Annotated in this window: 11 protein-coding genes and 1 tRNA gene; 5 read left to right on the plus strand and 7 right to left on the minus strand. The window is 70.0% G+C overall.

Annotated elements, in window-relative coordinates; genetic code table 11:
* Positions 1-48 precede the first annotated feature (48 nt).
* The 5 genes from ACWF94_RS18630 to ACWF94_RS18650 form a co-directional block, all read right to left on the minus strand.
* The gene (locus tag ACWF94_RS18630) at positions 49-942 is read right to left on the minus strand and encodes an SPFH domain-containing protein (protein WP_453489024.1); all 894 of its coding nucleotides are present in this window, start codon (positions 940-942) and stop codon (positions 49-51) included.
* 166 nt (positions 943-1,108) lie between these two features.
* Positions 1,109-1,939, minus strand: coding sequence for an MBL fold metallo-hydrolase (locus ACWF94_RS18635; RefSeq protein ID WP_453489027.1), 831 nt, complete (start codon positions 1,937-1,939; stop codon positions 1,109-1,111).
* Positions 1,936-2,802, minus strand: coding sequence for an NUDIX hydrolase (locus ACWF94_RS18640; RefSeq protein ID WP_453489030.1), 867 nt, complete (start codon positions 2,800-2,802; stop codon positions 1,936-1,938). The genes ACWF94_RS18635 and ACWF94_RS18640 overlap by 4 nt, the downstream gene beginning before the upstream one ends.
* A gap of 430 nt (positions 2,803-3,232) precedes the next feature.
* A complete protein-coding gene (locus tag ACWF94_RS18645) occupies positions 3,233-3,712 on the minus strand; it encodes a RidA family protein (RefSeq protein ID WP_453489033.1) in 480 nt (159 codons plus the stop codon).
* Complete coding sequence (locus tag ACWF94_RS18650) at positions 3,712-3,870, minus strand: DUF4177 domain-containing protein (RefSeq protein ID WP_019992579.1); 159 nt, start codon at positions 3,868-3,870, stop codon at positions 3,712-3,714. Before ACWF94_RS18650 ends, ACWF94_RS18645 begins: the two co-directional genes overlap by 1 nt.
* Positions 3,871-4,110: 240 nt before the next feature.
* Between ACWF94_RS18650 and ACWF94_RS18655 the strand changes: the two genes are divergently transcribed.
* Both ACWF94_RS18655 and ACWF94_RS18660 read left to right on the plus strand, forming a co-directional pair.
* Positions 4,111-5,073 carry an ArsA family ATPase gene (locus tag ACWF94_RS18655; RefSeq protein WP_453489038.1) on the plus strand — a complete coding sequence of 321 codons (963 nt, stop codon included), beginning with the start codon at positions 4,111-4,113 and terminating at the stop codon, positions 5,071-5,073.
* On the plus strand, positions 5,070-6,620 hold the full coding sequence (locus ACWF94_RS18660; protein WP_453489041.1) for an ArsA family ATPase: 1,551 nt from the start codon (positions 5,070-5,072) through the stop codon (positions 6,618-6,620). The genes ACWF94_RS18655 and ACWF94_RS18660 overlap by 4 nt, the downstream gene beginning before the upstream one ends.
* Before the next feature lie 367 nt (positions 6,621-6,987).
* On the opposite strand, the gene ACWF94_RS18665 is transcribed toward ACWF94_RS18660, so the two are convergent.
* Positions 6,988-7,332 carry a WhiB family transcriptional regulator gene (locus ACWF94_RS18665; RefSeq protein ID WP_177149633.1) on the minus strand — a complete coding sequence of 115 codons (345 nt, stop codon included), beginning with the start codon at positions 7,330-7,332 and terminating at the stop codon, positions 6,988-6,990.
* A 450-nt stretch (positions 7,333-7,782) separates the two neighbouring features.
* On the opposite strand from ACWF94_RS18665, the gene ACWF94_RS18670 reads away from it, so the two are divergent.
* Positions 7,783-10,098: a transglycosylase domain-containing protein gene (locus tag ACWF94_RS18670; RefSeq protein WP_453489044.1), complete on the plus strand. Its 2,316-nt coding sequence runs from the start codon at positions 7,783-7,785 to the stop codon at positions 10,096-10,098.
* Between the two features lie 369 nt (positions 10,099-10,467).
* Here the strand turns inward: ACWF94_RS18670 and ACWF94_RS18675 are convergent, their stop codons facing one another.
* Positions 10,468-10,932, minus strand: coding sequence for a GatB/YqeY domain-containing protein (locus ACWF94_RS18675; RefSeq protein ID WP_453489047.1), 465 nt, complete (start codon positions 10,930-10,932; stop codon positions 10,468-10,470).
* Between the two features lie 111 nt (positions 10,933-11,043).
* On the opposite strand from ACWF94_RS18675, the gene ACWF94_RS18680 reads away from it, so the two are divergent.
* Both ACWF94_RS18680 and ACWF94_RS18685 read left to right on the plus strand, forming a co-directional pair.
* Positions 11,044-11,970 (plus strand): metallophosphoesterase, encoded by a 927-nt coding sequence (locus ACWF94_RS18680; RefSeq protein ID WP_453489050.1) that lies wholly within the window; start codon positions 11,044-11,046, stop codon positions 11,968-11,970.
* A 144-nt stretch (positions 11,971-12,114) separates the two neighbouring features.
* Positions 12,115-12,188 (plus strand) — tRNA-Pro (locus tag ACWF94_RS18685).
* The last annotated feature ends 28 nt before the right edge of the window (positions 12,189-12,216 follow it).

The following is a 12,216-nucleotide window of genomic DNA, read 5'->3' on the forward strand; positions in this document are numbered from 1 at the left end:
GCCGAAGGCCGCCCCGGGCATCCCCGGGGCGGCCTTCGTACGCGCGGCTCAGTTCCGGCCGTTCCTGCTGCCGTCCACGATCAGCGGGTTGCCGCTGCCGCCGCCGCACGGCACCGCGTACACCGGGTTCTTGGCCGCCGCCTCCTTGAAGGCGTCGATGCACTGGTTCAGCAGGACCTTGTCGGTGAGCGAGTTGTTCAGGATCTTGTTCGCCCGGGCCACCCCCTCCGCCTCGATCCTGCGGCGCTCGGCCTCAGCCGTGGCCGTACGCGCCGCCTCGGTCGCCCGCTCGGTGGCCTGCTGCTGCTGGATCTTGCGGTCGATCTGGTCCTGAAGCTGCTCGGACGGCTTCACATTGCGCAGATTGACCGTGGTGACGGCGATACCGCGCGGTGCCAGCCGGTCCTTGATCAGATCGCCGATCTCGGTGTTGATCTTCTCGCGGGCCGAGGAGTAACCCTCCTCGCTGGTGTGGCGGGCGAAGACGTTCCGGATGATCTCCCGGCTGTCCGGGAAGACAAGACGCTGCTGGATCGCCTCCTCGCTGCCCGCGAGCCGGTACAGCTCGACGGACCTGGCGGGGGTCACCGCCCATTTCACCGTGACCTCGACATGCATCACACCGCCCTGCTTGGAGCGCACCTCGACCACGTCCTTGTCGGAGAGATTGAGGTCGACGGGGCGGGTGGAGAAGGTGGTGACGTTGGTGAACGGCGAGATGACGTTCACCCCCGGCGCCATCGGCGTACCGACCTTGCCGAAGGTGACCGGCACACCGACCTCGTAGGCGCCGACGACATGCACACAGCTGGCTATACCGGCGAACAGACCGGCGATCAACGCACCCAGGGCGCCGAACCTGAGCCCTCGGCGTTCGCTGCCACGGCCGGTGAAGTACAGGACGGCCGCCGCGATGATGAGCAGGACGAAAAGTACGAACACGCTGAATCCCCCCAGAGAAGCGCCAGATATAAGCGGAGCGTAAGGCACAGCTCAACGCTTCAGACGCCCAGGGTCCGGGGGCGGTTCGCCGCCGCCGCCCACGGTGCCGCGGCCGGGGCACCACTGCTGCCCACGGTGCCACGGCCGGGGCACCACCGCCGGGGGCTCAGATCAGCCCGTGGTCCCGCAGATACTCCAGCTGCGCTCGTACCGACAGCTCCGCCGCCGGCCACAGGGACCTGTCCACGTCCGCGTACACCTGGGCGACCACGTCCGGCGCGGAGCGATGGCCGTTCTCGACGGCCGTCTCCACCTGGGCCAGCCGGTGCGCGCGGTGCGCGAGATAGAACTCGACCGCGCCCTGCGCGTCCTCCAGTACGGGGCCGTGGCCCGGCAGCACCGTACGGACACCGTCGTCGACCGTCAGTGAGCGCAGCCGGCGCAGTGAGTCGAGATAGTCGCCGAGCCGCCCGTCCGGGTGCGCCACGACGGTCGTACCCCGGCCGAGAATCGTGTCCCCGGTCAGTACGGCGCGGTCGGCGGGCAGATGGAAGCAGAGCGAGTCCGCGGTGTGGCCGGGGGTGGGGACGACCCGCAGCTCCAGACCACCGGTCCGGATCACATCGCCCGCCGCGAGCCCCTCGTCGCCGAGCCGCAGCGCCGGGTCGAGCGCCCGGACCGCCGTGCCCGTCAGCTCCGCGAAGCGCCCGGCGCCCTCGGCGTGGTCGGGGTGGCCATGGGTGAGCAGGGTCAGCGCGATCCGCTTGCCCGCCCGCTCGGCGGTGGCGAGGACATGGCGGAGGTGTACGTCGTCCAGGGGGCCCGGATCGATCACGACGGCCAGCTCGGAGTCCGGTTCGGACACGATCCAGGTGTTGGTGCCGTCGAGTGTCATCGCGGACGGGTTGGGCGCCAGGACGTTGATCGCACGGAGGGTGGCGGGCCCGGAGACCACCGCACCACGCGGCTGTCCGGGCAGCGCGGCGGCATCGGTCATCGTGAGCCCCCCGCCGGGATGTGTTTGGTGAACTCCTCGTGGCCGGGCCAGCTGAGCACCAGTTCACCGCCCTCCAGCCGGGCCGTGGCCAGTACGGCGGTCATGTTCTGGCCCCCGGCAGCGGCGAACGCCTCGGCGACCGTGGCGTACGGCGTCAGGGACCGCAGCGTGGAGACCGTCGGCGGCATCATCGTCAGCTCGCCGCGGTCGTAGCCCTCGGTCGCCTCGGCCGGGCGGATCCACACCGTACGGTCGGCTTCCGTGGAGGCGTTGCGGGTGCGCTGGCCCTCGGGGAGCGCGGCGGCGAAGAACCAGGTGTCATAGCGGCGCGGCTCGAACTCGGGGGTGATCCAGCGCGCCCACGCGGCCAGCAGATCCGAGCGCACCACCAGCCCGCGCCGGTCCAGGAAGTCCGCGAACGACAGCTCCCGGTCGACGAGCGCCTCCCGGTCGGCCTCCCAGCCCGCGTCCGTCGTATCGCCGATGACGGTGTCCGGGGTGACGCCCGCGAGCAGGACGCCCGCCTCCTCATAGGTCTCCCTGACCGCCGCGCACACGATGGCCTGGGCGGCCTCGTCGCCGTCGACGCCGAGCCGGGCGGCCCAGGTCGTGAGCGAGGGGCCCGCCCAGCGGACCGGACGGGAGTCACGGGCGTCCACGCCGCCACCCGGATAGGCGTACGCGCCTCCGGCGAAGGCCATGGAGGCGCGTCGGCGCAGCATATGCACGGCGGGACCGGCGGCCGTGTCGCGCAGCAGCATGACGGTCGCTGCCCGCCTGGGGGCCGCGGGGATGAGTTCACCGCTCGCGAGGGCGCGAATCCGGTCCGGCCACTCCGGGGGGTACCACTGACCATGGGACATGGCCGGATGCTATGCGCTGACGCGTGGATGTTCGAGGGGCGGTCACCCCGGCGGGCCGGGGTGAGAGGGCGGTCACAGGGCTCCGGCGTTCCCCGCGGGGGACGACTCCGGGACGGCTCCAGGCGGTTCCAGGCGGCTCGCGGCGGCCCCCGGCGACTCCGGGGCGATGTTTCACGTGGAACATGTCCGAGGGGCATTGTGGTCCGGTCTGAGCCCAACCGGGCGGGTCCGGTGTGAGCCCACCCAGGCGGGTCCGGTGTTCGGACCCCGGCGGGGTCCGGCGTTCGGTACCCCGGGCGGGTCCGGTGTGAGCCACCCGGGAGACCCGGCCGACCTCTCGCGGCTGCGACGCCCAGGGGTGGCGCGGGAAGACCGGCCACCCCTCGGGTCCTGCGTTCATGGTCCTCAGGCCCCGAGGACCGGGCAGCGGTCAGTCCTGGACCAGCTCGAACTGGACCTCGACCTCGACCGGCGCGTCCAGCGGGAGGACGGCGACGCCCACCGCGCTGCGCGCGTGTACGCCCTTGTCGCCCAGGACCTCGCCCAGCAGTTCGCTCGCGCCGTTGATGACACCGGGCTGCCCGGTGAAGTCCGAGGCGGACGCCACAAAGCCGACGACCTTCACCACGCGTGCGATCCGGTCCAGGTCGCCGATGACCGACTTCACGGCGGCCAGGGCGTTCAGCGCGCAGAGACGGGCGAGATCCTTGGCCTCATCGGCGGTGACCTCGGCGCCCACCTTCCCGGTGACGGGGAGCTTGCCCTCCACCATCGGGAGCTGGCCGGATGTGTGGACGTAGTGCCCCGAGCGCACGGCCGGCTGATACGCGGCCAGCGGCGGCACCACATCGGGCAGCGTGAGCCCCAGCTCGGCGAGTCTGGCGTCAACGGCCCCGGCACCATGGGTCATCAGGGCTTCTCCCGCTTCAGATAGGCCACGAGCTGCTCGGGGTTGTTGGGCCCGGGAACGACCTGGACCAGCTCCCAGCCGTCCTCGCCCCAGGTGTCCAGAATCTGCTTCGTCGCGTGCACGAGAAGGGGCACGGTCGCGTATTCCCACTTGGTCATGGGCCGACTGTAGCCGGAGGACCGCGCGCCCCCGCACTCACTCCCGCACCCGCCGCTATACGGACACCATCCCCGCTCGCGCACCCGGCTCCGGCTCCGCCGTACGAGGCCCCCTTCCGCAACCCAGCGCGAGGCCGGACGCCGCGGTGGCACCCCGGTGGCCACCTCGGACGACAGCGTGACGCACCCCGCACACCGTGGCGTGCGTAGCGCGCGGCCCGACTGGTTAGGCTCGAATGTGTGAGCAGGCTCCAGGTCGTCAGCGGCAAGGGCGGCACCGGTAAGACCACGGTGGCCGCCGCCCTCGCGCTAGCCCTCGCGACCGAGGGAAAGCGGACACTCCTCGTCGAGGTCGAGGGGAGGCAAGGCATCGCACAGCTCTTCGAAACGGAGGCTCTTCCGTACGAGGAGCGGAAGATCGCTGTCTCCTCCGGCGGCGGAGAGGTCTTCGCGCTGGCCATCGACGCCGAGCGCGCGCTTCTCGACTATCTCCAGATGTTCTACAAGCTCGGCAGCGCGGGCCGCGCCCTCAAGAAGCTCGGCGCGATCGACTTCGCGACGACCATCGCCCCCGGGGTGCGCGATGTGCTGCTGACCGGCAAGGCGTGTGAAGCCGTACGCCGCCGGACGAAGCAGGGCTCGTACGCGTACGACTACGTCGTGATGGACGCGCCGCCCACCGGCCGTATCACCCGGTTCCTCAATGTGAACGACGAGGTGGCCGGACTCGCGAAGTTCGGCCCGATACACAATCAGGCGCAGGCGGTGATGCGGGTGCTCAAGTCTCCCCAGACCGCGGTGAACCTGGTGACGCTGCTGGAGGAGATGCCGGTCCAGGAGACCGCGGACGGCGTCGCCGAGCTGCGTGCCGCTGAGCTGCCCGTCGGCAAGGTGATCGTGAACATGGTGCGTCCGCACATCCTGGACGAGGAAGCGGTGCGCAGTGCGGCGGGCGACCGGCGCGCGGAGATCGCCAAGGCGCTCACGGGAGCCGGGGTCAGCGGTGGGGCCAGGCTGGTCACTCCGCTGCTCGACCAGGCCGCGGACCACGCCCAGCGCGTCGAGCTTGAGCGCGAGCAGCGGGCCACGCTGGGCCGGCTGGAGCTGGGGTCGTACGAACTGCCGCTGCTGAGCGAGGGAGTGGACCTCGCCGGGCTCTACCAACTGGCGAAGGAACTGCGGAAGCAAGGGACCGGTTCATGACCCTGGACGCGTCGGCGACACCCCTCGAAGTCGACCCGCTCATCGACGACCCGGACACCCGCATCATCGTGTGCTGCGGCTCGGGGGGCGTGGGCAAGACGACGACCGCGGCGGCCCTCGGGGTACGGGCTGCCGAGCGCGGCCGCCGGGTCGTCGTCCTGACCATCGACCCCGCCCGCCGGCTGGCCCAGTCGCTGGGGATCGACTCGCTCGACAACACTCCGCGCCGGGTCAAGGGCATAGAGCCCGACGGCAGCACGGGCACGGCGACGCCGGCCTCGGCCGGCTCCCCGGCCTCCGGCGGCCCCGGAAGCCCAGAGAACTCCGCAAGCTCCGGGAACTCCGGGAACTCCGGGGACTCCGGGGACTCCGGAAGCACCGGAAGCACCGGGGGTGAACTGCACGCCATGATGCTCGATATGAAGAGGACCTTCGACGAGATCGTGGAGGCGCACGCGGACCCGGAACGGGCCAGCGCGATCCTGGAGAACCCCTTCTACCAGTCCCTGTCGGCCGGTTTCGCCGGTACGCAGGAGTACATGGCGATGGAGAAGCTGGGCCAGCTCCGGGCCCGGGACGAGTGGGACCTGATCATCGTCGACACCCCGCCGTCGCGCAGTGCGCTGGACTTCCTGGACGCGCCCAAGCGGCTGGGGTCGTTCCTGGACGGAAAGTTCATCAAGCTGCTGGTGGCCCCGGCGAAGATGGGCGGCCGGGCGGGGATGAAGTTCCTCAATGTCGGGATGACGATGATGACCGGGACCCTCGGCAAGCTGCTGGGGGGCCAACTGCTCCGCGATGTACAGACCTTCGTCGCCGCGATGGACACGATGTTCGGCGGCTTCCGCACCCGGGCCGATGCCACCTACCGGCTGCTCCAGGCCCCGGGGACCGCCTTTCTGGTGGTGGCGGCGCCGGAGCGGGACGCGCTGCGGGAGGCGGCGTACTTCGTGGAGCGGCTGGCGGAGGAGGGGATGCCGCTCGCCGGCCTGGTCCTCAACCGGGTCCATGGCAGCGGTGCCGCGCGGCTGTCCGCCGAGCGCGCCCTCGCGGCGGCCGAGAACCTCGCCTCGGCGACCTCGTACGAGAGCACACCGGAGACCACGGGCGGAGCCCCGTACGAAACCGCGCCGGAAAATCTTGAAGGGGGCGGCATTGTGGATCAGAGGGGAGGGAAGACTGGTGTTCGTGAGGCTACGGGCGCCTCTCCCGAAACCCCGCCCGCGGCTCACACCCCGTCTCAGACCCCGGCTCGCACCCCCGAGAATGGCGAGACCGCCGAGCAGGCTGCGTACCCCGAGCGCGCCGTGACCCCCGCGGACCACTCCACCGAGCAGCTGACGGCGGGTCTGCTGCGTCTGCATGCCGAGCGGATGCAGGTGCTCGCGCGCGAGCAGCGTACGCGCGACCGCTTCACCGCGCTCCACCCGGAGGTGGCCGTGGCCGAAGTGGCCGCACTGCCCGGCGATGTACACGATCTGGCCGGGCTGCGGGCCATCGGTGATCAGCTCGCGACCGGAGGCAATGCTTCCACCCGGTCCGGGTAGTTCCACCGGGTCCGGGTAGACCGCCCAGGTACGAGCAGCGGCTGACGCGAACGGCGGATCCGTTTGGCGGCGGACACGAGCAGCCGACAGCGAGACCCGAGCAGAACTGGTAGGACGCGTAAGCCGTAAGCGGCGCGGACGCGGCACGTGAACAGAAGCTGGTGCGACGCGCGAGCAGAAGCTGATGCGCCACGCGAAGAGAAGCAGGTACGACGCGTGAGCAGAAGCTGGTGCGCCACGCGAACACAGATGCTGGTGCGACGCGTGAGCGGCACGGGTGCTTCGAGCAGGTGTCGCCGCTGATGTGCGGCGACCCACGACTATCCTTCGTGGGCCGGTGCACAGTCTGCGGCTCCCCCGTCAGGGGCTACCCCACCGCCGCGTACGTCTCGTACGTCTCATCGTCGTCGAGGCCCACGGGCAGGATGCCCGCGCTGCGCTCGTATTCGGTTCGCGCGGTCTCCAGGAGTCTGCGCCAGGAGGTGACCGTAGGGCGCCGGCGCAGTAGTGCACGCCGTTCCCGTTCGGTCATCCCGCCCCACACTCCGAACTCCACGCGATTGTCGAGGGCATCCGCAAGACATTCGGTTCGCACCGGACATCCGGTACACACCGCCTTGGCTCTGTTCTGCGCTGCCCCTTGTACGAACAGTTCATCTGGATCGGTAGTGCGGCAGGCTGCCTGCGCACTCCAGTCGGTTACCCAGCCCATCCCGGCGCCGTCCTCTCCCGAATCGAGGCTCCCCCACGGCGGCAGCGGCATATTCACCGCTGCCAGTTGAGGACGTTACGGAAGGCGGGCACAGCGCAACACCCCCTTCGGGCCCAATCTTGAATGGCCCGAACGGACTATGGGTACGCGGCAGATCACCCAGGCGAGTGAGGTGAGGGCATACGTGAGCATCCCGGCAAACCGGGGCATACCAGCCGAGTCACAGGGGGTGCCGGACGACACATAAGGCGGATTCATCTCTAATTCGGACATGGAGTACCGGATTCCACTTCCCCCGCCGCTAGCACCGTAGTGACTACGGCCTCTGCTGCGAACTTCCTGTGGATTCCGAGAATGCCTTGATACAAAACCGCACTGCTGTGACAGTTGAGTGCAGCTTAGGCCAATGCCTATACGCGTGTCCGGCGAATGAGAACGTAGGCTGCCTCCATGCCAAAGAAGCGCTCGGGCGGTGGTCTGACCGGGACCCAGCAAGCCGCCAAGTTCCTCGGTGTCAGTGTGCTCGCCGGGGCGGTACTGGCGGGCATCGCCATGCCCGCCTTCGGGGTGCTGGGGCTCGCGGCCAAGGGGACGGTCAAGGGATTCGACGAGATCCCCGCCAACCTCAAGACTCCGCCGCTCAGCCAGCGCACCACCATCCTCGACGCCAAGGGCGAGCAGATCGCCACGGTCTACTCCCGTGACCGCACGGTGAAGCCGCTCAGCGAGATCTCCCCGTACATGCAGAAGGCGATCATCGCGATCGAGGACTCGCGCTTCTACGACCACGGAGCCGTCGACCTCAAGGGTGTGCTGCGCGCGCTCAACAAGAACGCCTCCAGCGGCCAGGTCGCCCAGGGCGCGTCGACACTGACGCAGCAGTATGTGAAGAACGTCTTCGTCGAGGAGGCCGGCGACGACCCCGACAAGGTCGCCCAGGCCACCCAGCAGACCCTCGGCCGCAAGATCCAGGAGCTGAAGTTCGCGATCCAGGTCGAGGAGGAGCTGGGCAAGAAGAAGATCCTGGAGAACTATCTCAACATCACCTTCTTCGGCCAGCAGGCGTACGGCATCGAGGCCGCCGCCCAGCGCTACTTCACCAAACCGGCCAAGGACCTGAAGCTGGAGGAGGCGGCGCTGCTCGCGGGCATCGTCCAGTCCCCCAGCCGCTACGACCCGGTCAATGACACCCAGGAAGCGACCAAGCGCCGCAACACCGTGCTCCAGCGCATGGCCGAGATCCGCGACATCTCCCAGGCCGAGGCGGACCGGGCGAAGGCGCTTCCGATCAAGCTCAAGGTGAGCAAGCCGAAGAACGGCTGCATCACCGCGGAGAAGGGCGCCGGGTTCTTCTGTGACTACGTCCGCGCGGTGTTCCAGTCCGACCCGGTCTTCGGCAAGACCCGGGAGGACCGGGTCAAGCTCTGGAACCAGGGCGGGCTGACGATCAAGACGACGCTGAACCCGAAGGCGCAGGAAGCGGCTCAGAAGTCGATCAAGAGGCACGTCTACAAGACGGACCGGGTCGCCACCGCCGTGACCATGGTCGAGCCCGGGACGGGCAAGATCCAGGCGATGGGCCAGTCGAAACCGTACGGCTTCGACAAGAACGAGACCCAGATCAACTACTCCGTCGACAAGAAGATGGAGGGGTCGAACTACGGCTTCCCGGTCGGCTCGACCTTCAAGCCGTTCGTCGCCGCCGCCGCCCTGGAGAAGGGCACGCCGGTGACGCAGTCCTACCCGGCACCGTACGAGATGCCGTACCCCAGCCCGATCTCGACCTGCACCGGCAAGCCGTGGGTGAACACGGGCGACAAGCTGGCGAACGAGCGGCGCGACGAGGTGGGTCCGTACCCCCTCAAAAAGGCGATGGAGCTTTCCGTCAACACGTACTTCGTGCAGATGATCGCGGACATCGGACTCTGCCCGGTAGTGGAGATGAGCGGCAAGCTCGGCGTGGTCCAGGGCAGTGGCGAGAAGCTGCCGATCTCGCCGTCCACGCTGACCCTGGGCTCCACCGGTATCTCCCCGCTGACCATGGCCAACGCCTACGCGACCTTCGCCAACCGGGGCACGTACTGCACCCCGATCGCCATCGAGTCGATCCGTACGGCCGACGGCCAGAGCCTTGAGGTGCCGAAGACCAGCTGCGAGCGGGCCATGAGCGAGCAGACCGCCGACACGATCAACACGCTGCTCAGCACCGTGATCGACACCGGTACGGGCAAGTCGGCCGGGCTGCCCGGCGGGCGGGCCAACGCGGGCAAGACGGGTACGACGGACGAGCGGCGGAACGCCTGGTTCGTCGGCTACACCCCGAACCTCGCCAGTGCGGTCTGGGTGGGCAGCGCCAGCCAGCAGGTGAAGATGGAGAACATCACCATCGGCGGCCAGTACCGGCCCAAGGTCTTCGGTGGCGAGGTCCCCGGGTCGATCTGGCGGGACGCCATGAGCGGGGCGCTGGAGGGCAGGGACGCGCCGGGATTCAACACGGTGGCGATCCCGGACCCGCCGAAGGAGGACGAGAAGCCCGACGAGGGCGACGGCGACGGCGAGGGCGAGGGGGACGGCAAGCCCGGCGACGGCAAGCCCGGTGAGAACCGCGGCGGCCAGAGCAACGGCGGGCGGGAGCCCTGGCCCGGTATCTCCGTACCGGCCGATGTGCTCGGCGGCCCCGACAGCCAGGGCCAGAGCAACGGCGGCCAGAACGGCGGGGACAGCAGCGGCCAGGACAGCGGGCAGAACGGCGGCGGCGGGGACTGAGCGCGGGGTCGGCTGAACGCGGGCGCCGGGGGCGGCTGGGCGCGGCACGGAGCGCGGTCGGGCGCGGGCCTCGCGCGGCCGGGTCGCGGTCGGGGGCTATCCGGGTCGCGGTCGGGTCGCGATCGGGGGGATGTCTGCGCCCGGGCGTCTGCGCGCGGGGTACGTGAAGGGCCCGGGTCCTGGAATTCACCGGACGGGACCCGGGCCTTTCGGCATCGCTGAGCGGGTGGGCACTGAGGATTGAGGATTGGTGCAGGGGCCGGGGGCAGGTGGCAGGGGCCGGGGAGCGGGTGCCGTCACCCGGGTGGGCGCCGGGTCCCAAAGGCGCGCGGGTAGGGCGCCGAGTCCCAAAAGCGCCCGGGTAGGGCGTCAGCTCGCCAGGAGCTGCTTCACGGCGGCGGCGACCCGGCCGCCCTCGGCGCGGCCCGCCACCTTCGGGTTCACGATCTTCATGACCGCGCCCATGGCCCGCGGCCCCTCGGCACCGGCGGCCCTGGCCTCCGCGACGGCCTGGGCCACGATCTGCTTCAGCTCGTCGTCCGTGAGCTGCCGCGGAAGGTAGGCGTCGAGGATGACCCCCTCGGCCTGCTCCTTCTCGGCCTGCTTGGGCCGACCGCCCTGGGCGAAGGCTTCCGCCGCCTCACGGCGCTTCTTCGCCTCCTTGGCGATGACCTTCTGCACCTCGTCGTCGGAGAGTTCGCGTGCCGACGTACCCGACACCTCCTCCTTGGCGATGGCGGTGAGGGTCAGCCGGAGCGTGGCGGAGCGCAGCTGGTCGCGAGCGCGGATCGCCTCGGTGAGGTCGTCGTGGAGCCTGGACTTGAGCGTGGTCATACGGGCCAGTGTGGCAGGTGGGGGTGGGGGCCGCCGGGGCATTTCGCGGGGCCCGGGGCAGGTGGCCGCCCACCACCCGCCGCGTACCCCGGGGTCTGCGACGATGGACGCATGCGCGCACGCTATGCACTACCCCTGGGAATCACGGCAGCCGGCGCGGCCGGCATCGCCTACGCAGCCGCCTTCGAGGCCCGTTCCTTCCGCCTCCGACGGCTGACGGTCCCCGTGCTGCCGAAGGGCATGCGCCCGCTGCGCGTCCTCCACATCGCCGACATCCACATGGTCAGCGGCCAGCGCAAGAAGCGCGCCTGGCTCCAGTCCCTCGCGGGCCTCCGCCCCGACTTCGTGGTCAACACCGGCGACAACCTCTCCGACCCCCACGGCGTCCCCGAGGTCCTGGACGCGCTGGGCCCGCTGCTGGAGTTCCCCGGCGTCTATGTCTTCGGCTCGAACGACTACTACGGCCCCAAGCTCCGCAACCCGGCCCGCTACCTGTTCGAGAAGGCCCAGGGCCGCCACGGTCTGAACGGCAACGCCCCCGCCGTAGGCGTGGTCCACAACCCCTGGGAAGACCTGCGCGACGCCTTCGACGCGGCCGGCTGGATCGGCCTGAACAACACCCGCGGACGGCTCAAGCTGGAGGGCTACGAGCTGGCCTTCACCGGCCTGGACGACCCCCACATCAAGCGTGACCGCTACGAGCGGGTCGCCGGCGGCCCCGAGCAGGGCGCCGACCTCTCACTGGCCGTCGTCCACGCCCCCTATCTGCGCACCCTGGACGCCTTCACCGCCGACGGCTATCCCCTGATCCTCGCGGGCCACACCCATGGCGGCCAGCTGTGCATCCCCTTCTACGGCGCCCTGGTGACCAACTGCGACCTGGACACGGACCGCGTGAAGGGCCTCTCCACCCACCACTCGGCCGACCATGTCTCCTACCTCCACGTCTCCGCCGGCTGCGGCACCAACCGCTACACCCCCATCCGCTTCGCCTGCCCCCCGGAGGCCACCCTGCTGACCCTGGTGGCACCGGACTGAAACGGGCACCCGGGCCCCCCGGAGCACCCCGGCCAGGGGCCCTCCAGGCTCCGGCAGGGACACGCCACAAGCCCTCAAAACCGGATTTCGCCTGGGAGCGCGGGTGGGCTAAAGTAATCGATGTCATCGCGACAGCGCTGACATCGGGGTGTAGCGCAGCTTGGCAGCGCGCTTCGTTCGGGACGAAGAGGTCGTGGGTTCAAATCCCGCCACCCCGACAGTGAAGTACCAGGTCAGGGCCGGTTC

This window comes from Streptomyces sp. NPDC055078 (assembly GCF_053607985.1).